General features: G+C 73.1%; 25 protein-coding genes. 23 read left to right on the top strand and 2 right to left on the bottom strand.

Annotated features, from left to right (window positions below; all coding sequences use genetic code 11):
* Positions 1-59 precede the first annotated feature (59 nt).
* The 10 genes from mltG to nusB all read left to right on the top strand — a co-directional run bounded on the left by mltG (position 60) and on the right by nusB (position 9,313).
* Positions 60-1,994, top strand: a complete 1,935-nt coding sequence (mltG, locus tag K7G61_RS06010) for an endolytic transglycosylase MltG (RefSeq protein WP_225845610.1) — start codon at positions 60-62, stop codon at positions 1,992-1,994.
* On the top strand, positions 1,991-2,842 hold the full coding sequence (locus tag K7G61_RS06005) for a shikimate dehydrogenase (protein ID WP_225845609.1): 852 nt from the start codon (positions 1,991-1,993) through the stop codon (positions 2,840-2,842). The genes mltG and K7G61_RS06005 overlap by 4 nt, the downstream gene beginning before the upstream one ends.
* 112 nt (positions 2,843-2,954) lie before the next feature.
* Positions 2,955-4,139 carry a chorismate synthase gene (gene aroC, locus K7G61_RS06000; protein ID WP_225845608.1) on the top strand — a complete coding sequence of 395 codons (1,185 nt, stop codon included), beginning with the start codon at positions 2,955-2,957 and terminating at the stop codon, positions 4,137-4,139.
* Entirely contained in the window at positions 4,136-4,678 is a 543-nt protein-coding gene (locus tag K7G61_RS05995; RefSeq protein WP_225845607.1) for a shikimate kinase, read from the top strand. Before aroC ends, K7G61_RS05995 begins: the two co-directional genes overlap by 4 nt.
* The gene (aroB, locus tag K7G61_RS05990) at positions 4,675-5,802 is read left to right on the top strand and encodes a 3-dehydroquinate synthase (RefSeq protein WP_225845606.1); all 1,128 of its coding nucleotides are present in this window, start codon (positions 4,675-4,677) and stop codon (positions 5,800-5,802) included. The genes K7G61_RS05995 and aroB overlap by 4 nt, the downstream gene beginning before the upstream one ends.
* Complete coding sequence (aroQ, locus tag K7G61_RS05985; protein WP_225845605.1) at positions 5,799-6,239, top strand: type II 3-dehydroquinate dehydratase; 441 nt, start codon at positions 5,799-5,801, stop codon at positions 6,237-6,239. Before aroB ends, aroQ begins: the two co-directional genes overlap by 4 nt.
* 43 nt (positions 6,240-6,282) lie before the next feature.
* The gene (locus K7G61_RS05980) at positions 6,283-7,092 is read left to right on the top strand and encodes an AAA family ATPase (protein ID WP_374204076.1); all 810 of its coding nucleotides are present in this window, start codon (positions 6,283-6,285) and stop codon (positions 7,090-7,092) included.
* A 64-nt stretch (positions 7,093-7,156) separates the two neighbouring features.
* On the top strand, positions 7,157-8,266 hold the full coding sequence (locus K7G61_RS05975) for an aminopeptidase P family protein (RefSeq protein ID WP_225845604.1): 1,110 nt from the start codon (positions 7,157-7,159) through the stop codon (positions 8,264-8,266).
* Between the two features lie 52 nt (positions 8,267-8,318).
* The gene (gene efp, locus K7G61_RS05970; protein ID WP_225845603.1) at positions 8,319-8,885 is read left to right on the top strand and encodes an elongation factor P; all 567 of its coding nucleotides are present in this window, start codon (positions 8,319-8,321) and stop codon (positions 8,883-8,885) included.
* A gap of 2 nt (positions 8,886-8,887) precedes the next feature.
* Positions 8,888-9,313, top strand: coding sequence for a transcription antitermination factor NusB (nusB, locus tag K7G61_RS05965; protein WP_225845602.1), 426 nt, complete (start codon positions 8,888-8,890; stop codon positions 9,311-9,313).
* 80 nt (positions 9,314-9,393) lie between these two features.
* Here nusB and K7G61_RS36870 read toward each other — a convergent pair whose 3' ends face one another.
* Both K7G61_RS36870 and bldD read right to left on the bottom strand, forming a co-directional pair.
* The gene (locus K7G61_RS36870; RefSeq protein WP_225845601.1) at positions 9,394-10,293 is read right to left on the bottom strand and encodes a nucleic acid/nucleotide deaminase domain-containing protein; all 900 of its coding nucleotides are present in this window, start codon (positions 10,291-10,293) and stop codon (positions 9,394-9,396) included.
* Between the two features lie 180 nt (positions 10,294-10,473).
* Complete coding sequence (bldD, locus tag K7G61_RS05955; protein ID WP_225845600.1) at positions 10,474-10,980, bottom strand: transcriptional regulator BldD; 507 nt, start codon at positions 10,978-10,980, stop codon at positions 10,474-10,476.
* Positions 10,981-11,177: 197 nt separating this feature from the next.
* Between bldD and pyrR the strand changes: the two genes are divergently transcribed.
* The 13 genes from pyrR to K7G61_RS36865 all read left to right on the top strand — a co-directional run.
* Entirely contained in the window at positions 11,178-11,834 is a 657-nt protein-coding gene (gene pyrR, locus K7G61_RS05950; RefSeq protein WP_225845599.1) for a bifunctional pyr operon transcriptional regulator/uracil phosphoribosyltransferase PyrR, read from the top strand.
* 103 nt (positions 11,835-11,937) lie between these two features.
* Positions 11,938-12,975 (top strand): aspartate carbamoyltransferase catalytic subunit, encoded by a 1,038-nt coding sequence (locus K7G61_RS05945; RefSeq protein ID WP_225845598.1) that lies wholly within the window; start codon positions 11,938-11,940, stop codon positions 12,973-12,975.
* Positions 12,972-14,264 (top strand): dihydroorotase, encoded by a 1,293-nt coding sequence (locus K7G61_RS05940; protein WP_225845597.1) that lies wholly within the window; start codon positions 12,972-12,974, stop codon positions 14,262-14,264. Before K7G61_RS05945 ends, K7G61_RS05940 begins: the two co-directional genes overlap by 4 nt.
* Entirely contained in the window at positions 14,261-14,953 is a 693-nt protein-coding gene (locus K7G61_RS05935) for a hypothetical protein (protein ID WP_308190593.1), read from the top strand. Before K7G61_RS05940 ends, K7G61_RS05935 begins: the two co-directional genes overlap by 4 nt.
* Entirely contained in the window at positions 14,950-16,092 is a 1,143-nt protein-coding gene (gene carA / locus K7G61_RS05930) for a glutamine-hydrolyzing carbamoyl-phosphate synthase small subunit (RefSeq protein ID WP_225845596.1), read from the top strand. Before K7G61_RS05935 ends, carA begins: the two co-directional genes overlap by 4 nt.
* On the top strand, positions 16,085-19,405 hold the full coding sequence (gene carB, locus K7G61_RS05925) for a carbamoyl-phosphate synthase large subunit (protein ID WP_225845595.1): 3,321 nt from the start codon (positions 16,085-16,087) through the stop codon (positions 19,403-19,405). Before carA ends, carB begins: the two co-directional genes overlap by 8 nt.
* Before the next feature lies 1 nt (position 19,406).
* Positions 19,407-20,516 carry a quinone-dependent dihydroorotate dehydrogenase gene (locus K7G61_RS05920; RefSeq protein ID WP_225845594.1) on the top strand — a complete coding sequence of 370 codons (1,110 nt, stop codon included), beginning with the start codon at positions 19,407-19,409 and terminating at the stop codon, positions 20,514-20,516.
* Positions 20,513-21,427 carry an orotidine-5'-phosphate decarboxylase gene (pyrF, locus tag K7G61_RS05915; RefSeq protein ID WP_225845593.1) on the top strand — a complete coding sequence of 305 codons (915 nt, stop codon included), beginning with the start codon at positions 20,513-20,515 and terminating at the stop codon, positions 21,425-21,427. Before K7G61_RS05920 ends, pyrF begins: the two co-directional genes overlap by 4 nt.
* Before the next feature lie 269 nt (positions 21,428-21,696).
* Positions 21,697-22,020: an integration host factor gene (locus K7G61_RS05910; RefSeq protein ID WP_031515413.1), complete on the top strand. Its 324-nt coding sequence runs from the start codon at positions 21,697-21,699 to the stop codon at positions 22,018-22,020.
* Between the two features lie 61 nt (positions 22,021-22,081).
* Positions 22,082-22,705: a guanylate kinase gene (gene gmk / locus K7G61_RS05905; RefSeq protein WP_225845592.1), complete on the top strand. Its 624-nt coding sequence runs from the start codon at positions 22,082-22,084 to the stop codon at positions 22,703-22,705.
* A 60-nt stretch (positions 22,706-22,765) separates the two neighbouring features.
* Positions 22,766-23,041 carry a DNA-directed RNA polymerase subunit omega gene (gene rpoZ / locus K7G61_RS05900; RefSeq protein WP_225845591.1) on the top strand — a complete coding sequence of 92 codons (276 nt, stop codon included), beginning with the start codon at positions 22,766-22,768 and terminating at the stop codon, positions 23,039-23,041.
* Between the two features lie 156 nt (positions 23,042-23,197).
* Complete coding sequence (gene coaBC / locus K7G61_RS05895) at positions 23,198-24,400, top strand: bifunctional phosphopantothenoylcysteine decarboxylase/phosphopantothenate--cysteine ligase CoaBC (RefSeq protein WP_225845590.1); 1,203 nt, start codon at positions 23,198-23,200, stop codon at positions 24,398-24,400.
* Positions 24,401-24,671: 271 nt separating this feature from the next.
* Positions 24,672-24,750, top strand: a 79-nt coding sequence (locus tag K7G61_RS36865) for an S-adenosylmethionine synthetase N-terminal domain-containing protein (RefSeq protein ID WP_225845865.1), incomplete at its 3' end; no start/stop codon positions are given.

The raw sequence follows: 24,750 nt of genomic DNA, 5'->3' as shown, positions 1-24,750 counted from the left end.
GGCGCCGCCCGTTTCGCAAGGTCGGCAGGCCGGCTGCCGGCCGCGTACCAAGGGGACCGATGACTGACTATGGCCGGGGCTCCGGCTCGGAACCGTGGCACCCCGAGGACCCGCTCTTCGGTGACGTGTACGACCAGGGCCAGGGATACCAGCAGCCACCGCAGCAGCAGCCGTACCCCCAGCAGCAGGACGGCTGGCAGGACCCGTACGCCACCGGCCGGCAGCAGCCCTACCCGCAGCAGGGCTACCCCCAGGAGCAGTACCCGCAGCAGCAGTACCCCCAGCAGCAGGCGTATCCCCAGCAGCCGCAGCAGCAACAGCAGCCTCAGCAGCAGCCGTACCCCCAGCAGCACCAGCAGCAGCACCAACAGCAGCACCAGCAGCAGTACCCGCAGGGGCACTACGACGGCTACGACACGGGATCGCACCGGACCGGCGCCTTCGGCCACCAGGACCCCTACGGCGGGCAGCAGCCGCAGGACCCGTACGCCACCGGCGGGCACGACTTCTACGGGCAGGGCGGCTACCCGCCCCCGCAGCAGCCGCAGTTCCGGCGGCAGGGCATGGGGCAGGGCCCCGGCCAGGGGCCGATGGGAACCGGGCCCGGCCAGGGCATGGGCCCGGGCCAGAACATGGGGCAGGGCATGGGCCCGGGCCAGGACATGGGCCAGGGCCAGGGTCAGAACATGGGGCAGGGCATGGGCCCCGGCCGCCGGCAGGACGCCGGCCGTCCCGGCCCCGGCCAGGACCCCGGGCACGGCATGGGCCACCCGCAGGAAGCCGGGGCGGGACCGCTGCGCGCGGCGCCCGAGGAGACCGGCTCCTGGGAACCCGAGCACGAGGAGAACCCGCGCGAGCACGCGTTCTTCGCCGATCGCGACGAGGACGACCATGACGACGACTCCCCCTCGGCCGGAACCGGGCGGCGCGCGGGCGCGGCCCCGCAGAAGGGCAAGAAGCGCCGCAGTGGCTGCGCCTGCCTGGTGGTGGCCGTCGTCCTGGCCGGCGGCCTCGGCGGCGCCGCGTACTTCGGCTACCACTTCTACGAGAACCACTTCGGCCCCGCCCCCGACTACTCCGGCCAGGGCACAGGCGACGTCCAGGTGGACATCCCCACGGGCTCCACGCTGACCACCATGGGCAACATCCTCAAGAAGGCCGACGTCGTCAAAAGCGTGGAGGCCTTCACGTCCGCCGCCGGCAAGAACCCCAAGGGCCGCACGATCCAGGCCGGGATCTACGTCCTGCACCGCCAGATGTCGGCCGCCGACGCCGTGACGATGATGCTCGATCCGAAGTCGCAGAACGCGATGATCATCCCCGAGGGCTGGCGAGCCACCCGCATCTACCAGGCGATCGACGCCAAGCTCCACGTCAAGGCGGGTACCACCGCATCGGCGGTCAAGGGCGCGAACGTGGGGCTGCCGTCGTGGGCGCACGGGAACCTGGAGGGATTCCTCTTCCCGGCCAAGTACAGCATCGCCCAGTCGATGAAACCGGCCGACGTCGTCCGGCAGATGGTCAACCAGGCCAACGCCGAGTACACGAAGGACGGTCTGGAGAACAGCGCGACCAAGCTCGGGAAGTCGCCGGAGGACATCCTGAAGATCGCGAGCCTGGTGCAGGCCGAGGCGCAGGAGGCCGCCGACTTCGGCAAGGTCTCCCGGGTGATATACAACCGGCTCGACCAGAACATGGCGCTCGGCTTCGACTCCACGCTCAACTACGCCATGGGCCGCTCGACGCTGAACACGACGAACAAGGACACGCAGTACGCCTCGCCGTACAACACCTACCTGCACAAGGGTCTGCCGCCCGGCCCCATCGACAACCCCGGTCACCAGGCCATCGAGGCCGCGCTCAACCCCACCGCGGGCAACTGGCTGTACTTCGTCACCGTCAAACCCGGCGACACGCGCTTCACGAACAGCTACGCCGAGCACCAGAAGAACGTCCAGGCGTTCAACGCGTACCAGAGGGAGCACGGCGGATGACCCCCCGCGGCGCGCACCGGGCGGCCGTGCTCGGCTCGCCCATCGCGCACTCGCTCTCGCCCGTGCTGCACCGCGCCGCCTATGCCGCGCTCGGGCTCGACGACTGGCGGTACGACCGGTTCGAGGTGGACGAGGAGGCGCTGCCCGGCTTCGTCGACAAGCTCGATCCGGCGCAATGGGCGGGGCTGTCGCTGACCATGCCCCTCAAGCGGGCCGTCATCCCGCTGCTGGACGAGGTCAGTGCGACCGCCGCCTCGGTGGAGGCCGTCAACACCGTGGTGTTCCGGCCCGACGGCACACGTACCGGCGACAACACCGACATCCCCGGCATGCTCGCCGCCCTGCGCGAGCGCGGCATCACCTCCGTGCCCGCCGCGGCGATCCTCGGCGCCGGCGCCACCGCCTCCTCCGCCCTGGCCGCCCTGTCCCGGCTCTGCCCGGGCGACGTCACGGCCTACGTACGCGGACCCGCCCGCGCCGCCGAGATGCGGCAGTGGGGCGAGCGGCTCGGGGTGAGCGTACGCACCGCCGACTGGGCCGACGCGGCCCACGCCCTGACCGCCCCCCTGGTCGTGGCCACCACCCCGGCCGGTGCCACCGACCACCTGGCCGCCGCCGTGCCCGCCGCCCCCGGCACTCTGTTCGACGTCCTCTACGACCCCTGGCCCACCGCCCTGGCCGCCGCCTGGGCCGGCCGCGGCGCCCCCGTCGTCGGCGGCCTCGACCTGCTGGTCCACCAGGCCGTTCTCCAGGTCGAACAGCACACCGGCCGCGCCCCGGCACCCCTTGCCGCGATGCGCGCCGCGGGCGAGGCAGCCCTGCGCCCGGCGGCCCCCCGGGAGCCGTGAGGAGGCGCGGTCCGCACGCTGGACGCGGGCCGGCCCGGCCCGCCGTTCGTGGCAGGATCGGAGCACGCGTCGCCGGACCGTACGTACCCCGGCGGAGAACGAGGGAGCACCGTTGAGCAGGTTGCGCTGGCTGACCGCGGGGGAGTCGCACGGCCCCGCACTCGTCGCGACGCTGGAGGGGCTGCCCGCGGGCGTGCCCGTGACCACGGATCTGGTCGCCGACGCGCTCGCCCGGCGGCGGCTCGGCTACGGACGCGGCGCGCGGATGAAGTTCGAGCGCGACGAGGTCACCTTCATCGGCGGGGTACGGCACGGCCTCACCATGGGCAGCCCGGTGGCGATCATGGTCGGCAACACCGAGTGGCCCAAGTGGGAGCAGGTCATGGCCGCCGACCCGGTGGACCCGCGGATCCTGGCCGGCCTGGCCCGCAACGCCCCGCTGACCCGCCCCCGCCCCGGTCACGCCGACCTGGCCGGCATGCAGAAGTACGGCCTCGACGAGGCCCGCCCGGTGCTGGAGCGGGCCAGCGCCCGTGAGACGGCGGCCCGGGTCGCGCTCGGCGCGGTCGCCCGCTCCTACCTCAAGGAGACGGCGGGCATCGAGATCGTCTCGCACGTGGTGGAACTCGGCCGCGCGAGCGCGCCCCGAGGCGTCGTACCCGTGCCCGGCGACGAGGAGGGGCTGGACGCCGACCCGGTGCGCTGCCTCGACGCCGACGCGAGCGAGGCGATGGTCGCCGAGATCGACCAGGCCCACAAGGACGGCGACACCCTCGGCGGCGTCGTCGAGGTGCTCGCCTACGGGGTGCCGGTGGGCCTGGGCTCGCACGTGCACTGGGACCGGCGGCTCGACGCCAGGCTGGCCGGCGCCCTCATGGGCATCCAGGCCATCAAGGGCGTCGAGGTCGGCGACGGCTTCGAACTCGCCCGCGTGCCCGGCTCTCAGGCGCACGACGAGATCCTGCCCACCGCCGAGGGCATCCGGCGCGCCTCCGGCCGCTCCGGCGGCACCGAGGGCGGCATCAGCACCGGCGAGACGCTGCGCGTGCGGGCCGCCATGAAGCCCATCGCCACCGTGCCGCGCGCGCTGGCCACCGTCGACGTGACCACCGGCGAACCCGCCCAGGCCCACCACCAGCGCTCCGACGTCTGCGCGGTCCCCGCCGCCGGCATCGTCGCCGAGGCCATGGTCGCCCTGGTGCTCGCCGACGCCGTCGCCGAGAAGTTCGGCGGCGACTCGGTCACCGAGACCCGGCGCAACGTCCGCGGCTTCCTCGACAACCTGGGGATCCGGTGAGCGCCCGGGACGGCGCCGCCGCCGGCGGACCGCCCGCCGTCGTCCTCGTCGGCCCCCCCGGGGCCGGCAAGTCGACCATCGGCCGGCTGCTCGCCGAGCGGCTGGGCACCACGTACCGCGACACCGACGCCGACATCGAGGAGACGGCCGGCAAGACCGTCCCGGAGATCTTCATCGACGAGGGCGAGCCCTACTTCCGCGAGCTGGAACGGGACGCGGTGCGCGCGGCCGTCGCGGGACACGCCGGGGTCCTCTCGCTCGGCGGCGGCTCGATCATGGACGCCGGCACCCGGGCCCTGCTCGCCGGGCTGCCCGTGGTCTTCCTCGACGTCGGGCTGCAGCAGGCCGTCCACCGGGTGGGGCTGGACGCGCCGCGCCCGCTGCTCGCCGTCAACCCCCGGCAGAGCTGGCGCGAGCTGATGGACAAGCGCAGGCCGCTCTACACCGAGGTCGCCCGGGCCGTGGTCGGCACCGACGACCGCACCCCCGAGGCCGTGGCCGACGCCGTACTCGACGCACTCCAACTGAAGGACGCATGAGCGAGAACTCCCAGTCCTGGACCGCGGACACACCCCCGACCCGCATCCGCGTCGGCGGAACCGCGGGCACCGCCCCGTACGACGTGCTCGTCGGCCACCAGCTCCTCGGCGAGCTGCCCGGGCTGATCGGCGGGCAGGCGGGGGAGCGGTGCCGGGTGGCCGTACTGCACCCGGAGGCGCTCGCCGGGACCGGCGAGGCGATCCGCGAGGACCTGGCCGAGCAGGGGTACCAGGCCATCGCGATCCAGCTGCCCAACGCCGAGGAGGCCAAGACCGCCGAGGTCGCCGCCTACTGCTGGAAGGCGCTGGGACAGAGCGGGTTCACCCGCACCGACGTCGTCGTGGGCGTCGGCGGCGGCGCCACCACGGACGTCGCCGGGTTCGTGGCCGCCACCTGGCTGCGCGGGGTGCGGTGGATCGCCGTGCCCACCACGCTGCTCGGCATGGTCGACGCGGCCGTCGGCGGCAAGACCGGCATCAACACCGCCGAGGGCAAGAACCTCGTCGGAGCCTTCCACCCGCCGGCCGGCGTCCTGTGCGACCTCGGCGCCCTCGAAACCGTGCCGGTCAACGACTACGTCAGCGGGCTCGCCGAGGTCATCAAGGCCGGTTTCATCGCCGACCCGGTCATCCTCGACCTCGTCGAGGCCGACCCGGCCGCCGCCCGCACCCCGGGCGGGCCGCACACCGCCGAACTCGTCGAGCGCGCCATCCGCGTCAAGGCCGACGTCGTCTCCGCCGACCTGAAGGAATCGGGACTGCGCGAGATCCTCAACTACGGCCACACCCTCGCGCACGCCATCGAGAAGAACGAGCGCTACAACTGGCGGCACGGTGCCGCCGTCTCCGTGGGCATGGTCTTCGCCGCGGAACTCGGCCGCCTCGCGGGCCGGCTGGACGACGCCACCGCCGACCGCCACCGCGCCGTCCTGGAATCCGTCGGCCTCCCGCTCACCTACCGCGGCGACCAGTGGCCGAAGCTGCTGGAGACCATGAAGGTGGACAAGAAGTCCCGCGGCGACCGGCTCCGCTTCATCGTCCTCGACGGCCTGGCCAAGCCCGCCGTCCTGGAGAGCCCCGACCCCGCCGTCCTGCTCGCCGCATACGGGGAGGTGTCCGCGTGACCCGCCGCGTGCTCGTCCTGAACGGCCCCAACCTCGGCCGCCTCGGCTCCCGCGAACCGGACGTCTACGGCTCCACCTCCTACGCCGGCCTGGTCGAGTCGTGCACGAAGCTCGGCGCCGAACTCGGCCTCGACGTCGAGGTCCGCGAGACCAACGACGAGGGCGAGCTCATCCGCTGGCTCCACGAGGCCGCCGACGGCGGCCTGCCCGTCGTCCTCAACCCCGGTGCCTTCACCCACTACTCGTACGGACTGCGCGACGCCGCCGCCCAGCGCACGGCCCCCCTCATCGAGGTCCACATCTCCAACCCGTACGCCCGCGAGGACTTCCGGCACACCTCCGTCATCGCCTCCGTCGCCTCCGGCACCATCGCGGGCTTCGGTCTCGCCTCCTACCACCTCGCGCTGCGCGCCGTGGCGCAGGACGGTCCCGCCTAGGCCGGCCGCGTCCGGGTCGCGACTTGGCGCGCCACCGGGTGAACTGCCTTGCCCGCGACGGCGAACCGCCACCCACCCCGAGGACGGCGATCGGGTACCGTTCCCTCGAACGGCCAGCTACCCGCCGGTCGCGACGCGAACCTTGGAGTGGACCTTGACGCCGCACGCTGTGGGGGCGCCGCAGCCGGGACCCGGCTCGGGGCCGGGCAGCAACACGGGGCAGTTCCCGCTGCCCGCACCCGGCCCCGTACAGGTGCCCGCGCCTCCCGGCGGCGGCTCACTGTCCGGCGCCGCCCACGGCCCCGTCGCGGTCCTGCTGATCGGCGCGGCGGGCGCAGGGAAGACCACCATCGCCCGGTACTGGGCCGACCACCGCGGCTCCCCGACCGCGCACATCAGCCTCGACGACGTGCGCGAATGGGTCCGCGCGGGCTTCGCCGACCCGCAGGCGGGATGGAACGAGCACTCCGAGGCGCAGTACCGCCTGGCCCGGCGCACCTGCGGCTTCGCCGCCCGCAACTTCCTGGCCAACGGCGTGTCCTGCATCATCGACGACGCCGTCTTCCCCGACCGGCCCGCCGTCGGCCTCGGCGGCTGGAAGCGGCACGTCGGCCCCGGCCTGCTCCCGGTCGTCCTGCTGCCCGGCCTGGACGTCGTGCTGACCCGCAACGCCGAGCGCAGCGGCAACCGCAGACTGTCCGACGAGGAGGTCGCCCGCATCCACGGGCGCATGGCCGGCTGGTACGGCTCCGGACTGCCCATCATCGACAACTCCCAGCTCGACGTGCCCGCCGCGGCCGCCGCGCTGGACCGGGTGGTGGCCCGCAGCGTCCAGGGCCCGCCCGTCCGGTGAGGCGCCCGTCGCCGGCGGACGCCTAAAAGGGGCGCCGGACCGCTTCCCGACCTAAGCTCGCGGCATGGCGCAAGTGCATGCGATCCGCAGGGAACGGCTGCGCGACCGGTGTACCGCGGCCGGGATCGGCGCTGCCCTGGTGACCCGCCCGGCCAACGTGCGCTACCTGACCGGCAGCGCGCCCGCCGGCGCGGCGCTCCTGATCGGACCGGCCGGCGAGGACGTCCTGGTGCACCTGCGGCCGCCGCCCGACGACGGGAACGAGGCGGGGCCGCCCGACGACCTGCGCTCGCTCGTGCTGCCCTCCCCGGAGGGCGACGCCGCCGTCGCCGCCGCCGAGCTCGCCCGGGAGCGGCACGCGGACTCGCTCGCCGTGGAGGAGCACCACCTGACCGTCAGCCGGCACCGCGCCGTCTCCTCGGTCGCCGACGGGCTGCGGCTGTCCGACCTCGGCGGCGCCGTGGAACAACTGCGCCTGATCAAGGACGAGCACGAGATCGGCGCCCTGCGCATCGCCGCCGAGATCACCGACCAGGCCCTCGGCGAGCTGCTGGAGTCCATCCTGGTCGGCCGCACCGAGCGGCACCTGGCCCTGGAGCTGGAGCGCCGCCTCGTCGACCACGGCGCTGAGGGACCCGCCTTCCCCACCTCCGTCGGCACCGGCCCGCACTCGGGCACCGCCCGCCACGTGCCGACCGACCGCCGCGTCGAGGAGGGGGACTTCCTGACCGTCCGGCTCGGCGCCTGCTACCGCGGCTACCGCTGCGAGGTGGGCCGCACCTTCGTCATCGGCACCGCTCCCGCGCCCTGGCAGATCGAGCTGTACGAGCTGGTCTTCGACGCCCAGCGGGCCGGCCGGGAGGCCCTCGCGCCCGGCGTCGCCTGCCGGGACGTGGACCGGGCGACCCGGCAGCCGCTGACCGCGGCCGGCCACACCGAGGGGCTGGCCCCCTGGAGCGGGCACGGGGTGGGCCTCGAAATCGACGAGGACCCGCAGTTGTCGCCGGCGGCCATGGGTAAACTGGACGCTTGCGTGCCGGTCACCGTCGAGCCGGGGGTCCACCTTCCGGGCCGCGGCGGTGTCCGCATCGACGACACACTCGTCGTACGTCCCACGGCGGACGGCGGGCCCGAGCTACTCACCATCACGACCAAGGAACTGCTCGCGCTGTGACCGGCGCCCCTTCCCTGGTCCCCAAGCAGCACTTTCAGGAGATTCCGCAACCGTGGCCACCACGAACGACCTCAAGAACGGCCTCGTGCTCAAGCTCGACGGCGACCAGCTCTGGACCGTCGTCGAGTTCCAGCACGTCAAGCCCGGCAAAGGCCCCGCCTTCGTGCGCACCAAGCTGAAGCACGTGCTGTCCGGGAAGGTCGTCGACAAGACCTTCAACGCGGGCTTGAAGGTCGAGACCGCCAATGTCGACAAGCGCGGCATGCAGTTCTCCTACAAGGACGGCGCCGACTTCGTCTTCATGGACACCGAGACGTACGACCAGATCACCATCACCCCCGAGGTCGTCGGCGACGCCGCCCACTACCTGCTGGAGGGCAACGACGCCGTCGTGGCGATGTACGAGGGCGCGCCCCTGTACATCGAACTGCCCGCCTCCGTCGAGCTGGTCATCGAGTACACCGAGCCCGGCGTGCAGGGCGACCGCTCCACCGGCGGCACCAAGCCGGCCCGGCTGGAGACCGGCCACGAGATCGGCGTCCCGCTGTTCATCACCACGGGTGAGAAGGTCAAGGTCGACACTCGTACGGGCGACTACCTCGGCCGGGTGAACAGCTAACCGTGGCTGCCCGCAACAAGGCCCGGAAACGGGCCTTCCAGATCCTGTTCGAAGCGGATCAGCGGGGCGCCGACCCGCTGACCGTCATGGCGGACTGGATCCGGCTCGCCAGGACCGACGACCGGCAGCCCCCCGTCACCGAGTACACGATGCAGCTCGTGGAGGGCTGCGCGGCGCACGCCGAGCGGATCGACGAGTTGCTGTCCGGCTACGCGGTGGGCTGGACCCTGGACCGTATGCCGGTCGTGGACCGCAATGTGCTGCGGCTGGGCGCGTACGAGCTGATCTGGGAGGACGACGTCCCCGACGCGGTCGCCCTGGACGAGGCCGTGCAGCTCGCCAAGGAGTTCTCCACCGACGAGTCGCCGTCCTTCGTCAACGGGCTGCTCGGCCGGCTGCTGGAGCTGAAGCCGACGCTGAAGCGCTGACGGCAGCGCGCCGCGACGCGGCACGCGCCGGGCCCGGCGGCACAGGAGGGGATCCTGCGCCGCCGGGCCCCGCGCGTTCCTCAGGCGTCCGCGGACCGCTCGGCGTACTCGCGCAGCTGCCGGACGCCCTCGGCGCGGGAGGCGGCCGTCTCGCCGTACGGGAAGCTGTGCGTCATCTCGGCGTCCGGGAAGACCTGGGCGAGCCACATCGAGCAGTAGTGGCCGGGCAGGAAGCACGGCTCCAGGTCGGTGTGGACGCGCAGCACCTGCTCCGGTTCGACGCCGGCGGCCCGCAGGCTCGCCCACAGCCGCTCCTCGGGGTGCAGGGCGACGGCGCCGGCGCGGGTGACGATCCGCTTGCCCTCGACCGGGTCGACGTACTCGAAGGCCGCGTAGTTCTCGGCGCTCGCGGTGTCGCGGATGTCGTCGAGGACCAGCGGCCACCAGTGCTCGTCGTCGGCGAACGCCGCCGGGTCCGCGGCCCGCAGCCGCTCCGCGAGGCGGTCGTGGGCCGCCGCCGCGGCCTGCGGCCGGTCGGTGCCGACGATGGCGCGCAGCGCCCGGTCCAGCTCCCTCAGACCCGCGGCGAACGCCTCCGGGGAGGAGCTCACGAACCGCTCGTCCTCGTCGAAGTCCAGCAGCACCGCCCGGACGGTGCCCTCCTCGTCGGCGCACAGTTCGTAACCGCTGTCGCCGCCGAGCCGGGCCCAGTGCGCGCACCGCGCCCGTGCCACCCGCCGCCCGCTCGCGGCGGCGAAGTCGCCCAGCGGCACCGGGTCCTCGGGCGCGGTGGCGAAGTACGGCCCCACCTGCCGGGGCACCTTCAGCCCCGCCAGGCGCCGCACGGCCGGGGCGTCGGAGGCGGACGGACCGGATGCCGGGGGTTCCGAGGGGGATGCGGTCTGGGGTGCGGCCGTTCCTGCGGTGTCCTCGGCGGCGGTTGCCGGTCCGAAGGTCCGCGAGAGTCCGTCGTCAGTCACCGGGTGGGCGCTCCTCGCGCGGTGGATTGCGTATCTGTTCGGAGCTCTAAGGTATGCGGTGCCCGGACCCGGCCGCGCGCCTCCCCGCGCGGACACCCGCCGCACGCACACCGCCGCCCGCGGCCCCCCGACGGGAGGTGCCACGGGCGGCGGGACGTTTCTGCTGGTCCGGGACGGTCGTCAGGCGGATTCCTCGTGCTGCTGGACCGCGCGGCGGGCGTCCGCGTCGAGCACGCCCCACGAGATGAGGTGCTCGGTGAGGACGGACGGCGACTGGTCGTAGATCACGGCGAGGGTGCGCAGGTCGTCCTGGCGGATGGAGAGCACCTTGCCGTTGTAGTCGCCGCGCTGGCTCTGGATCGTCGCCGCGTACCGCTGCAGGGGGCCCGCCTTCTCCGGCGGGACCTGCGACAGGCGCTCCAGGTCGAGGACCAGCTTCGGCGGGGGCTCGGCGGCGCCGCCGGGCGTCGTCCCCGGCAGCAGCTCCTGCACCGGCACCCCGTAGAAGTCGGCGAGCTCGGCGAGACGCTGCACGGTCACGGCGCGGTCGCCGCGCTCGTAGGAGCCCACGACCACTGCCTTCCAGCGGCCCTGGGACTTCTCCTCGACGCCGTGCAGGGAAAGGCCCTGCTGCGTGCGGATGGCCCGGAGCTTGGCTCCGAGCTGTTTGGCGTAATCGCTGGACATATGGCTCCCCGGACGGAAACTCGGTGACTCACTGTGAGGTTACGCAGCGTAATCCGCCCTCGTCAAGCCGAAAAGGTCCGACCGGTCCCTGACCTGGGCCGTCGCTGTCACCTGGTACGTCACCTGGTACGGTGGCGGGGTACCCCAGACGTCCTTTAATGCCCGTCCCGTGAGGCGGGGAAGGAGGTCCCCGACCCATGGTCGACGACCGCGACACCGTGGCGGCACCGCCGCCGTCCGCACAGCCGTCCGCGTCCACCGCGCCGGCGGACGCCCGTCCGGTGCTGGAGGCCCCGGACATCGCCCGGGTGCTGACCCGTATCGCCCACGAGATCGTCGAACGCGCCAAGGGCGCCGACGACGTGGTCCTGCTCGGCATCCCCACCCGCGGGGTCTTCCTCGCCCGCCGGCTGGCCGACAAGCTCGCCGGGATCACCGGACGCTCCGCCCCGGTCGGCTCCCTGGACATCACCATGTACCGCGACGACCTGCGGCTGCACCCGCCGCGGGCGCTCGCCCGCACCGAGATCCCCGGTGACGGCATCGACGGCCGCCTGGTCGTCCTCGTGGACGACGTGCTCTTCTCCGGCCGCACCATCCGCGCCGCGCTCGACGCGCTGAACGACATCGGCCGCCCGCGCGCCGTGCAGCTCGCCGTCCTGGTCGACCGCGGCCACCGGGAGCTGCCGATCAGGGCCGACTACGTCGGCAAGAACCTGCCCACGTCGCTGCGCGAGACCGTCAAGGTCCTGCTGACCGAGGAGGACGGCCGCGACAGCGTCCTGCTCGGCTCCGCCGCCGGCCGCGCGGCCGACGGCCGGGCCCGGCACACGGACTCCCAGCCGGACGAGTAGCGCCCCCGCACGCCGGTCCGTACGCCCCCCGCGTACCCGCCCGGCGCTGCCGCCTGCCCTCCCGCGCGCCCGCGCCCGCCCACGCCCTCCCGGAAGTGACCGCATGAAGCGCCACCTGATCTCGGCCGCCGACCTCACCCGCGACGACGCACTCCTCGTACTCGACACCGCCGAGGAGATGGCCCGGGTCGCGGACCGGCCGATCAAGAAGCTGCCCACCCTGCGCGGCCGTACCGTCGTCAACCTCTTCTTCGAGGACTCGACCAGGACCCGCATCTCCTTCGAGGCCGCCGCCAAGCGGCTGTCCGCCGACGTCATCAACTTCTCCGCCAAGGGCTCCTCGGTCTCCAAGGGCGAGTCGCTGAAGGACACCGCGCTCACCCTGGAGGCGATGGGCGCCGACGCGGTGGTGGTCCGCCACCACTCCTCCGGCGCCCCGCACCGGCTGGCCACCTCCGGCTGGATCAACGCCTCGGTGGTCAACGCCGGCGACGGCACCCACGAGCACCCCACCCAGGCCCTGCTGGACGCCTTCACCATGCGCCGCCACCTGTCGGGACCCGGCCGCGACCTGTCCGGCCGGCACGTCACGATCGTCGGTGACGTGCTGCACAGCCGGGTCGCCCGCTCCAACGTGCTGCTGCTGGCCACCCTCGGCGCGCGCGTCACCCTCGTCGCCCCGCCCACCCTGCTGCCCATCGGCGTCGAGCGGTGGCCGTGCGAGGTCTCCTACGACCTGGACGCGGTCCTCGCCAAGACCGACGCCGTGATGATGCTGCGGGTGCAGCGCGAGCGGATGAACGCCGCGTTCTTCCCCACCGAGCGCGAGTACGCCCGCCGCTACGGCCTGGACGCGATCCGGATGGCCGCACTGCCCGGGCACGCCATCGTCATGCACCCCGGACCGATGAACCGCGGCATGGAGATCACCGCCGAGGTCGCCGACTCGCCGCGCTGCACCGCGGTCGAGCAGGTCGCCAACGGCGTCAGCACCCGCATGGCCGTCCTCTACCTGATGCTCGGCGGCTCCGAGCCCGCCCTGTCCGCCGCCCGTACGGACGAGCCCGGCAGCGACGAGCCCCGCAGCGACGACCCCCGTACCCGTGACGCCGACCGCCCCCGTAGCGAGGAGACCAAGTGACCAGCAGCAAGACGCTCATCCGCGGGGCGAGGCTCCTCGGCGGCGACCCGGTGGACGTCCTGATCGGCGGCGGGACCGTCGAGGCGGTCGGGCCCGGGCTCGACCCGGCGGGAGCGGCCGTCGTCGAGGCCGAGGGGCTGGTCCTGCTGCCCGGCCTGGTCGACCTGCACACCCACCTGCGCGAGCCCGGCCGCGAGGACTCCGAGACCGTGCTGACCGGCACCCGCGCCGCCGCGGCCGGCGGCTACACGGCCGTGCACGCGATGGCCAACACCTTCCCCGTCGCCGACACCGCCGGCGTGGTCGAACAGGTGTGGCGGCTCGGCAAGGAGTCCGGCTACTGCGACGTCCAGCCGGTCGGCGCGGTCACCGTCGGGCTGGAGGGCAAGCAGCTCGCCGAGCTGGGCGCGATGGCCGACTCCGCAGCCCACGTGCGGGTGTTCTCCGACGACGGCAAGTGCGTGGACGACGCGGTGATCATGCGCAGGGCGCTGGAGTACGTGAAGGCGTTCGACGGCGTCGTCGCCCAGCACGCCCAGGAGCCGCGGCTGACCGCGGGCGCACAGATGAACGAGGGCACGGTCTCCGGCGAGCTCGGCCTCACCGGCTGGCCCGCCGTCGCCGAGGAGTCGGTCATCGCCCGCGACGTGCTGCTGGCCGCGCACGTCGGCTCCCGGGTGCACATCTGCCACCTGTCCACGGCCGGCTCGGTGGAGATCGTACGGTGGGCCAAGTCCAAGGGCTGGGCGGTCACCGCCGAGGTCACCCCGCACCACCTGCTCCTCACCGACGAGCTGGTCCGCTCCTACAACCCGGTCTACAAGGTCAACCCGCCGCTGCGCACCGAGGCCGACGTCATGGCGCTGCGCGAGGCGCTGGCCGACGGGACCATCGACTGCGTCGCCACCGACCACGCCCCGCACCCGTACGAGGACAAGGACTGCGAGTGGGCCGCGGCCGCCATGGGCATGATCGGCCTGGAGACCGCGCTGTCCGTGGTGCAGCACACCATGGTCGACACCGGGCTGCTGGACTGGGCGGGCGTCGCCGACCGCATGTCGGCGCGGCCCGCGGCCATCGGACGCCTGTCCGGCCACGGACGGCCGGTGGCCCCCGGCGAGCCCGCCAACCTCGTCCTGGTCGATCCCGCATACCGTGGGGTGGTCAACCCCGCGGAGATGGCCTCCCGCAGCCGCAACACGCCCTACGCGGGCCGTGAGCTGCCGGGCCGGGTGGTCGCCACCTTCCTGCGGGGCCGTGCCACGGTCATGGACGGGAAGCTCGCATGACACCTGAGACACTTCTGGCGGCGGTCACCGCGCAGGGCGGCAAGCACTCCGCGAAGGTCACCGACTGGACCGACCGGATCGGCTGGATCATCGGCCTCCTTCTGGTGGTCGCGCTCGTCTACTGGCTGATGCGGCAGGGCTGGCAGTGGCGGCGCACCCTCCAGGGCGGCCTGCCCGCCCTCCCCCCGATCCCCGAGCGGCCCGGCCCCGCCCTGCTGGAGTCCGACGGCCGCTACCACGGCAGCACCACCGCGGGCCAGTGGCTCGACCGCATCGTGGCGCACGGCCTGGGCGTACGCAGCAGGGTCCGGCTGTCGCTCGCCGAGGAGGGGCTGGTGGTCGACCGCGTCGGCGCCCCCGGCTTCCTGGTGCCGGCCGCGGCCCTGCGCGGCGCCCGGCTCGACCGGGCCATCGCGGGAAAGGTGCTCCCCGAGGGCGGCCTGCTCGTCGTCACCTGGGAGCACGGCGGGACCCTCCTCGACTCCGGCTTCCGCTCCGACCACGCCGCCGAGCACCCGCGCTGGGTGGCCCTCATCAACGAACTCGGCGGACGGCGGGACGCCCCGGCCCCCGCGGGCGCCGCCCCCGCCCCCGTTCCCGACCCGCGGCGCGACGGGTCCGGCGAGGCCGGCCCGCGCGGTCCGCGGACCCCGCACCCCCAGCAGCACGACAAGGAAGGCGCACAATGACGACCTCCGCCCGGGCGGCCACCGCGCCCGCCGTACTCGTCCTGGAGGACGGCCGCACCTTCCGCGGCCGCGCCTACGGGAGCGTCGGGGAGACCTTCGGCGAGGCCGTGTTCTCCACCGGGATGACCGGCTACCAGGAGACCCTCACCGACCCCTCGTACCACCGCCAGGTGGTCGTCATGACCGCCCCGCACGTCGGCAACACCGGCGTCAACGACGAGGACCCCGAGTCCTCCCGGATCTGGGTCGCCGGATACGTCGTGCGCGACCCCGCCCGCGTCCCCTCCAGCTGGCGCTCCCGCCGCTCCCTCGACGAGGAGCTGGCCGCCCAGGGCGTGGTCGGCATCAGCGGGATCGACACCCGCGCCCTGACCAGGCACCTGCGCGAACGCGGCGCGATGCGGGTCGGCATCTTCTCCGGCGACGCGCTGGCCGACGACGGCACCCTCCTCGCGCGGGTACGGCAGGCCCCCCAGATGACCGGCGCCGACCTGTCCGCGCAGGTCGCCACCGAGCGGCCGTACGTGGTGCCCGCGATCGGCGCCAAGCGGTTCACCGTGGCCGCGCTCGACCTCGGCATCAAGGGCATGACCCCGCACCGCATGGCCGAGCGCGGCATCGAGGTGCACGTCCTGCCCGCCACCGCGACCGTCGAGGACGTGTACGCGGTGGACCCCGACGGGGTCTTCCTGTCCAACGGCCCCGGCGACCCGGCCACCGCCGACCTCACCGTCATCCGGGCGGCGCTGGAGCGCGGCACCCCGCTGTTCGGCATCTGCTTCGGCAACCAACTGCTCGGCCGCGCCCTGGGCTTCGGCACGTACAAGCTCAAGTACGGCCACCGCGGCATCAACCAGCCGGTCCAGGACCGGGCCACCGGCAAGGTCGAGGTCACCGCGCACAACCACGGCTTCGCCGTCGACGCGCCGCTCGACCGGGTGAGCGACACCCCCTACGGCCGCGCCGAGGTCAGCCACGTCTGCCTGAACGACGACGTGGTCGAGGGCCTGCGGCTGCTCGACCGGCCGGCGTTCAGCGTCCAGTACCACCCCGAGGCGGCGGCGGGCCCGCACGACGCCGCGTACCTGTTCGACCGCTTCGTCCAGCTCATGGCAGAACAAGGAGCCCAGCGTGCCTAAGCGCACCGATATCCAGTCGGTTCTCGTGATCGGCTCGGGCCCGATCGTGATCGGTCAGGCCGCCGAGTTCGACTACTCCGGCACCCAGGCGTGCCGGGTGCTGAAGGCCGAAGGCCTGCGGGTGATCCTGGTCAACTCCAACCCGGCCACGATCATGACGGACCCCGAGATCGCCGACGCCACGTACGTGGAGCCGATCACCCCGGAGTTCGTGGAGAGGATCATCGCCAAGGAGCGGCCCGACGCGCTGCTCGCCACCCTCGGCGGCCAGACCGCGCTCAACACCGCCATCGCCCTGCACGAGGGCGGGGTGCTCGCCGAGTACGGCGTCGAGCTGATCGGCGCCAACGTCGAGGCCATCCACAAGGGCGAGGACCGCGACCAGTTCAAGGCCGTCGTGGAGGAGGTGCGCCGCAAGATCGGGTACGGCGAGTCCGCCCGGTCGGTGATCTGCCACTCCATGGACGAGGTGCTCGCGGGCGTGGACACGCTGGGCGGCTACCCGGTGGTCGTCCGGCCCTCCTTCACCATGGGCGGCGCGGGTTCGGGCTTCGCCCACGACGAGGAGGAACTGCGCCGCATCGCCGGCCAGGGACTGGCCCTGTCGCCCACCACCGAGGTGCTCCTGGAGGAGTCCATCCTGGGCTGGAAGGAGTACGAACTGGAGCTGATGCGCGACCGGCACGACAACGTGGTCGTCGTCTGCTCCATCGAGAACCTCGACCCCATGGGCGTGCACACCGGTGACTCCATCACCGTCGCGCCCTCGATGACGCTGACCGACCGCGAGTACCAGATCCTGCGGGACATCGGGATCGCGGTGATCCGCGAGGTGGGTGTCGACACCGGCGGATGCAACATCCAGTTCGCGGTCAACCCGGCCGACGGGCGGGTGATCGTGATCGAGATGAACCCGCGGGTGTCGCGGTCCTCCGCGCTGGCGTCCAAGGCCACCGGCTTCCCCATCGCGAAGATCGCGGCCCGCCTGGCCGTGGGCTACACCCTCGACGAGATCCCCAACGACATCACCGAGCAGACCCCGGCATCCTTCGAGCCCACGCTCGACTACGTCGTGGTCAAGGTGCCGAGGTTCGCCTTCGAGAAGTTCCCGGCCGCCGACGCGACCCTCACCACCACCATGAAGTCGGTCGGCGAGGCGATGGCCATCGGCCGCAACTTCACCGAGGCGCTGCAGAAGGCGCTGCGGTCGCTGGAGAAGAAGGGCTCGCAGTTCGACTTCGCCACGCCCGTCGCCGAACTGGGCACCAAGGACGAGCTGCTGGCGAAGGCGGCCGTCCCCACCGACGGCCGGATCAACACCGTCATGGCCGCCATCCGCGCCGGCGCCGGCCCCGAGGAGGTCTTCGCCGCCACCAGGATCGACCCGTGGTTCGTCGACCAGCTCTTCCTGATCAAGGAGTACGCGGACGAACTGGCCGCCGCGGACCGGCTGGACGCCGGCCTGCTGGCCGAGGCCAAGCGGCACGGCTTCTCCGACGCGCAGATCGCCGGCATCCGGGGCTTGCGCGAGGACGTGGTGCGCGAGGTGCGGCACGCGCTGGGGGTCCGGCCGGTCTACAAGACCGTGGACACCTGCGCGGCCGAGTTCGCGGCCCGCACCCCGTACTTCTACTCCTCCTACGACGAGGAGAGCGAGGTCGCCCCCCGCGAGAAGCCGGCGGTGATCATCCTCGGTTCCGGGCCCAACCGGATCGGGCAGGGCATCGAGTTCGACTACTCGTGCGTGCACGCCTCCTTCGCGCTGCACGAGGCCGGGTACGAGACGGTGATGGTCAACTGCAACCCCGAGACGGTCTCCACCGACTACGACACCTCCGACCGGCTGTACTTCGAGCCGCTCACCCTTGAGGACGTCCTGGAGATCGTGCACGCCGAGACCAAGGCCGGCCCCGTCGCCGGGGTCATCGTGCAGCTCGGCGGCCAGACCCCGCTGGGCCTGGCCCAGGCACTGAAGGACAACGGGGTGCCGATCGTCGGCACCTCGCCGGAGGCCATCCACCTGGCCGAGGACCGCGGCGCCTTCGGCCGGGTGCTGGACCGGGCCGGCCTGCCCGCCCCCAAGCACGGCACCGCCACCTCCTTCCCCGCCGCGAAGGCCATCGCCGACGAGATCGGCTACCCCGTCCTGGTCCGCCCCTCGTACGTGCTGGGCGGCCGCGGCATGGAGATCGTCTACGACGAGACGCGCCTGGCCGCGTACATCGCCGAGTCCACCGAGATCAGCCCGACCCGGCCGGTGCTGGTCGACCGGTTCCTCGACGACGCCATCGAGATCGACGTGGACGCCCTCTACGACGGCCACGAGCTGTACCTGGGCGGCGTGATGGAGCACATCGAGGAGGCCGGCATCCACTCCGGCGACTCCGCGTGCGCCCTGCCGCCCATCACGCTGGGCGGCCACGACGTCAAGAGGCTGCGCGCCTCCACCGAGGCGATCGCCCGCGGGGTCGGCGTGCGCGGCCTGATCAACATCCAGTTCGCGCTGGCCGGGGACATCCTGTACGTCCTGGAGGCCAACCCGCGCGCCTCGCGGACCGTGCCGTTCACCTCCAAGGCGACCGCCGTGCCCCTGGCGAAGGCCGCCGCCCGCATCTCGCTGGGCGCCACCATCGCCGAGCTGCGGGCCGAGGGGATACTGCCGGCCACCGGTGACGGCGGGACCCTGCCCATGGACGCGCCGATCTCCGTCAAGGAGGCCGTCCTGCCCTGGTCGCGGTTCCGCGACCCGCAGGGCCGCGGCGTCGACACCATCCTCGGCCCGGAGATGCGCTCCACGGGCGAGGTGATGGGCATCGACGCGGTCTTCGGCACCGCCTACGCCAAGTCCCAGGCCGGGGCCTACGGCGCGCTGCCCACAAAGGGCCGGGCGTTCGTGTCGGTGGCCAACCGCGACAAGCGGGCCCTGATCTTCCCCGCGCGCGCCCTGACCGAGCACGGCTTCGAGCTGCTGGCCACGTCCGGCACCGCCGAGGTCCTGCGCCGCAACGGCATCCCCGCCCGGGTGGTCCGCAAGAACAGCGAGGGCGTCGGCCCGGACGGCGAGCCCACCGTGGTCACCCTCATCCACGAGGGCGAGGTCGACCTGATCGTCAACACGCCCTTCGGCACCAGCGGGCGCCTGGACGGCTACGACATCCGCACCGCCGCCGTCGCCCGCGGCATCCCCTGCCTGACCACCGTCCAGGCTCTGGCCGCGGCGGTCCAGGGCATCGACGCCCTCGGCCGCGGCGAGATCGGCGTGCGGTCGCTGCAGGAGCACGCCGGCCACCTCATCGCCGCGCGGGAGGGGTGACGTGTACGGGCTGCTCTTCCGGCTGCTGTTCGCGCGGATGGACCCGGAGCGGGCGCACCGCCTGGCCTTCGGCTGGATCCGGCTGGCCGCCCGCGTCCCCGGCCTGCGGACGCTGGCCGCGGCCTTCCTCGCGCCCCGGTACGAGGAGCTGCGCACCGAGGCGCTGGGCCTGCGCATGCCGGGTCCGTTCGGCCTGGCCGCCGGGTTCGACAAGAACGCGGCGGGGATCGACGGGCTGGCGATGCTCGGCTTCGACCACGTCGAGGTCGGCACCGTGACCGGGCGGGGCCAGCCGGGCAACCCGCCCGAGCGGCTGTTCCGGCTGGTCGCCGACCGCGCCCTGATCAACCGGATGGGATTCAACAACGACGGCTCCGCGGCCGTCGCGCGGCGGCTCGCGGACCGCCGCGCGGTGTTCCCGGTCACCGTCGGCGTCAACATCGGCAAGACCAAGGCCGTACCGGAGGCCGAGGCCGTCGCCGACTACGTGACGTCCACCGAGCGGCTGGCCCCGTACGCCGACTACCTGGTCGTGAACGTGTCGTCGCCGAACACCCCCGGCCTGCGCGACCTGCAGGCGACCTCGGCGCTGCGTCCGCTGCTGACCGCGGTGCGCGAGGCCGCCGACCGGACGGTGGCCGGCCGCCGGGTGCCGCTGCTGGTCAAGATCGCGCCCGACCTGGCCGACGAGGACGTGGACGCGGTGGCCGACCTGGCCCTGGAACTGGGCCTCGACGGCATCATCGCCACCAACACGACCGTCGCCCGCGAGGGCCTGGGCCTGCGCTCCGACCCCGCCGCGGTCCAGGAGACGGGCGGGCTGTCCGGGGCGCCGCTGAAGGAGCGGTCGCTGGAGGTGCTGCGGCGGCTGTACGCGCGGGTCGGCGACCGGGTCACGCTCGTCGGCGTCGGCGGGGTCGAGGACGCCGAGGACGCCTGGCGGCGGATCCTGGCCGGGGCCACCCTCGTCCAGGGCTACAGCGCCTTCATCTACCGCGGGCCGCTGTGGCCGCGCGCGGTGCACAAGGGGCTGGCGGCGCGCCTCGCCGCGAGTCCGTACGCCACGCTGGCCGACGCGGTCGGCGCCGACCTGCGGAGGGCAGCGGCATGACCACACCTGGAACGGGCGGCGACGCCCCGGAGCCCTTCGGCGCAAGGCTGCGCCGCGCCATGGACACGCGCGGGCCGCTGTCCGTCGGCATCGACCCGCACGCCTCTCTGCTGGCCGCCTGGGGGCTGGGCGACGACGTGGCGGGCCTGGAGCGGTTCGCCATGACCGTGGTGGAGGCGCTGGGGGAGCGGGTCGCGGTGCTCAAACCGCAGTCCGCGTTCTTCGAGCGGTTCGGGTCGCGCGGCGTCGCCGTACTGGAGCGGGCCGTCGCCGCCGCCCGGCAGGCGGGCGCCCTGGTGCTGATGGACGCCAAGCGCGGCGACATCGGCTCCACCATGGCCGCCTACGCCGCCACGTACCTGGACAAGGACTCCCCGCTGTTCTCCGACGCGGTCACCCTCAGCCCCTTCCTGGGCTTCGGGTCGCTGCGGCCCGCCCTGGACGCGGCGCGGATCTCCGGCGCCGGGGTGTTCGTCCTCGCGCTGACCTCGAACCCCGAGGGCGCCGAGGTGCAGCGGGCGGCCGGCGCCGACGGGCGGTCGGTGGCGCAGGTGGTGCTCGACCACATCGCGGCCGAGAACGCCGGCGAAATCGCTGCCGGGACCGCGGGCGCGCGGCCGCTGGGGTCGGTCGGCGCGGTGGTCGGCGCCACGCTCGGCCGGGCCGGCGCGGACCTGGCCGTGGGCGGGCCGCTGCTGGCCCCCGGCATCGGCGCCCAGGGAGCGACCCCCGAGGACCTCCCGGGGCTGTTCGGCGCCGCGGCCGGCGACGTCGTGCCGAGCGTCAGCCGGGACGTGCTGCGGCACGGCCCGGACGCCGCGGCCTTGCGGAATGCGGCGGCGGCATATGCGGAGCGGCTGGCGGAGGCGCTCGCCGGGGCGGGGAAAGCCGACGGCAATGTCCTTCGGTAATGCGAGCGAAAAACGGCGCAAAAAAGGGCCGGATTCAACCATCGGCCCCATTGGCCGCCAAACCTGTTCCGCTTTGCCCTATATATCCCCTCGGATCAAGGCTGACCAGGACTTTTCGTCTGTTCTCGCTGACTTGAGCCGTTCGGACCGCTAGTCTCCGACAAGAGCGGGGCCCTCCACAGGCGCCGCTCGCCGCTCCGTGACCACGGGGCGGCGTCAAGTTCCACACGGTCCATATCCGATTGCTCTACTTCCGAGGTGACGTAGGCGTGGCTCTTCCGCCCCTTACCCCTGAACAGCGCGCTGCCGCGCTCGAAAAGGCCGCCGCGGCTCGCCGGGAGCGCGCCGAGGTCAAGAACCGGCTCAAGCACTCCGGCGCCTCCCTGCACGAGGTCATCAAGCAGGGCCAGGAGAACGATGTCATCGGCAAGATGAAGGTCTCCGCCCTCCTCGAGTCCCTCCCCGGTGTCGGCAAGGTGCGCGCCAAGCAGATCATGGAGCGGCTCGGCATCTCCGAGAGCCGCCGAGTGCGCGGCCTGGGTTCGAACCAGATCGCGTCCCTGGAGCGCGAGTTCGGCGGCACCGCCGCCTGACCCCCACCGGTGTGCCGGGGCAGCGGTCCCGGCACACCGGAGAACCGGGGATAATCGCTCCATGAGCTCTGCAGTCTCCCGGGGGGCGGCCCGTCCCCTCGCACCGCAGGGGGCCTCACCGGCCCACCCGGACAGACATCCGCGGCTGACCGTGCTCTCCGGACCCTCCGGGGTCGGGAAGAGCACGGTGGTCGCCCACCTGCGCACCGTGCACCCCGAGGTCTGGCTCTCGGTGTCCTGCACGACCCGCAGGCCGCGCCCCGGCGAGAAGCACGGCGTCCAGTACTTCTTCGTCGACGACGACGAGTTCGACAAGCTCGTCGCCAACGGTGAACTCCTCGAATGGGCGGAGTTCGCCGGGAACCGGTACGGGACGCCGCGCCGCGCCGTCCTCGACCGGATCGCGGCGGGCGAGCCGGTACTGCTGGAGATCGACCTCCAGGGCGCCCGGCAGGTCCGGGAGTCGATGCCGGAGGCCCACCTGGTCTTCCTCGCCCCGCCGAGCTGGGACGAACTCGTCCGCAGGCTCACCGGCCGGGGTACCGAGTCGCCCGAGGTGATCGAGCGGCGGCTGGCCACCGCCAAGGTCGAGCTGGCGGCCGAGTCCGAGTTCGACCGGACCCTCGTCAACACCTCCGTCGAGGCTGTGGCGCACGAACTGCTAGCCTTGATGGCAATCGACTGAGGTGACTGTTCCGCAATCCCGGTCGTCCACAAATCGTCCAGAAGTAGGGGTAGGCAGAGCGTGTCCTCTTCCATCACCACACCCGAGGGCATCATCAACCCTCCGATCGACGAGCTGCTGGAGGCCACGGACTCCAAGTACAGCCTGGTGATCTACGCGGCCAAGCGCGCCCGCCAGATCAACGCCTACTACTCCCAGCTCGGCGAGGGCCTGCTGGAGTACGTCGGCCCGCTGGTGGACACCCACGTGCACGAGAAGCCGCTGTCCATCGCCCTGCGCGAGATCAACGCGGGCCTGCTGACCTCCGAGGCGGTCGACGCCCCGCCCACGCACTGACCCCGCCCGCGCACTGACGCGGGGTCCGGGCGGCCGCGCTCACGGCGGAGCACCCGGCACCACACCGATCGGGGCCCGGCGGTTCGTCCGCCGGGCCCCGTGGTGTGTCATGGGTGTGTCATGGATGAGGAAGGTCCGACGGCGGCGGGAGAGACGATGGCCAGGCCACAGGTCGTCCTGGGGGTGAGCGGCGGCATCGCCGCCTACAAGGCGTGCGAGCTGCTGCGGCGGCTCACCGAGTCCGGGCACGACGTGCGTGTGGTGCCCACGGACTCGGCGCTGCACTTCGTGGGCGAGGCCACGTGGTCCGCGCTGTCCGGCAACCCCGTGTCCACCCGGGTCTGGGACGACGTCCACCAGGTGCCGCACGTGCGCATCGGCCAGGGCGCGGAACTGGTCGTGGTGGCCCCCGCCACCGCCGACGTGCTCGCCAGGGCCGCCCACGGCCTCGCCGGCGACCTGCTGACCAACACCCTGCTCACCGCGCGCTGCCCGGTGGTTTTCGCCCCCGCCATGCACACCGAGATGTGGGAGCACCCCGCCACCCAGGAGAACGTGGCCACCCTGCGCCGCCGCGGCTGCGTCGTCGTCGAGCCCGCCGTCGGGCGGCTCACCGGCGCCGACACCGGCAAGGGCCGGCTGCCGGAGCCCGCCGAGATCCACGAGGTCTGCCGCCGGGTGCTGGCCCGCGGCGTCCTGCCGCCCGACCTGCGCGGCCGCCACGTGGTGATCAGCGCCGGCGGCACCCGCGAGCCGCTGGACCCGGTGCGCTACCTCGGCAACCGCTCGTCCGGCAAGCAGGGCTACGCGCTGGCACGTACCGCTGTCGCCCGCGGCGCGCGAGTCACCCTTGTCGCCGCGAACACCGCCCTGCCCGATCCTGCGGGCGCCGACGTGGTGACCGCGGGCACCGCCGAGCAGCTGCGGGAGGCCGTCCTCAAGGCGGCGGCCGACGCCGACGCCGTGGTGATGGCGGCGGCCGTCGCCGACTTCCGCCCCGCCGCGTACGCGCCCGGCAAGATCAAGAAGAGGGACGGCGAGGACCCGGCGCCCGTGGCCCTGGTCCGCAACCCGGACATCCTCGCCGAGCTGTCGGCGAGCCGCCCGCGCCCCGGGCAACTGGTGGTCGGCTTCGCCGCCGAGACCGACGACGTCCTCGCCAACGGCCGGGCAAAGCTCGCCCGCAAGGGCTGCGACCTGCTGGTCGTCAACGAGGTGGGGGAGCGCAAGGCGTTCGGCAGCGAGGAGAACGAGGCGGTGATCCTGGCCGCCGACGGCAGCGAGACCTCGGTGCCGTACGGACCCAAGGAGGCCCTCGCCGACCGCGTCTGGGACCTGGTCGTCACTCGGTTGACCTAAATTCACCCGAAATGGAGTCAACTCGTCGACACGCTGACGAATGGTCTCCGCCCGCACGCGAATACCACCCGGAAGTGGGACATCGCCGGGCCCTGCCGGGGTTGACGACAGGGCCCGGGAGCCGAGTGACGCACGTCATGGGCCATCCAAGGAGCGAGATGTCCCCTCCGCCCGATCGGCGCGAACGATAAACTAACCGCGGAGTGCTGGGCGCAGCCCCACGCACCCCACCCAGAATCAGTCAGCAGCCGCTGCGACCCCAGGGAGCGATGTGTCCCGCCGCCTGTTCACCTCGGAGTCCGTCACCGAGGGACACCCAGACAAGATCGCCGACCAGATCAGCGACACCA

It is taken from the genome of Streptomyces sp. HPF1205 (assembly GCF_020400825.1).
GTDB lineage: Bacteria > Actinomycetota > Actinomycetes > Streptomycetales > Streptomycetaceae > Actinacidiphila.
This window is presented reverse-complemented; position numbering and strand designations above follow the sequence as displayed.

What these genes read in the sequence shown, in the direction of transcription:
- mltG (WP_225845610.1), top strand. Translation starts at nt 60, where the DNA reads ATGACTGACTATGGCCGGGGCTCCGGCTCGGAACCGTGGCACCCCGAG.
- K7G61_RS06005 (WP_225845609.1), top strand. Translation starts at nt 1,991, where the DNA reads ATGACCCCCCGCGGCGCGCACCGGGCGGCCGTGCTCGGCTCGCCCATC.
- aroB (WP_225845606.1), top strand. Translation starts at nt 4,675, where the DNA reads ATGAGCGAGAACTCCCAGTCCTGGACCGCGGACACACCCCCGACCCGC.
- K7G61_RS05975 (WP_225845604.1), top strand. Translation starts at nt 7,157, where the DNA reads ATGGCGCAAGTGCATGCGATCCGCAGGGAACGGCTGCGCGACCGGTGT.
- bldD (WP_225845600.1), bottom strand. Translation starts at nt 10,980, where the DNA reads ATGTCCAGCGATTACGCCAAACAGCTCGGAGCCAAGCTCCGGGCCATC.
- pyrR (WP_225845599.1), top strand. Translation starts at nt 11,178, where the DNA reads ATGGTCGACGACCGCGACACCGTGGCGGCACCGCCGCCGTCCGCACAG.
- K7G61_RS05945 (WP_225845598.1), top strand. Translation starts at nt 11,938, where the DNA reads ATGAAGCGCCACCTGATCTCGGCCGCCGACCTCACCCGCGACGACGCA.
- K7G61_RS05935 (WP_308190593.1), top strand. Translation starts at nt 14,261, where the DNA reads ATGACACCTGAGACACTTCTGGCGGCGGTCACCGCGCAGGGCGGCAAG.
- carA (WP_225845596.1), top strand. Translation starts at nt 14,950, where the DNA reads ATGACGACCTCCGCCCGGGCGGCCACCGCGCCCGCCGTACTCGTCCTG.
- pyrF (WP_225845593.1), top strand. Translation starts at nt 20,513, where the DNA reads ATGACCACACCTGGAACGGGCGGCGACGCCCCGGAGCCCTTCGGCGCA.
- gmk (WP_225845592.1), top strand. Translation starts at nt 22,082, where the DNA reads ATGAGCTCTGCAGTCTCCCGGGGGGCGGCCCGTCCCCTCGCACCGCAG.
- coaBC (WP_225845590.1), top strand. Translation starts at nt 23,198, where the DNA reads ATGGCCAGGCCACAGGTCGTCCTGGGGGTGAGCGGCGGCATCGCCGCC.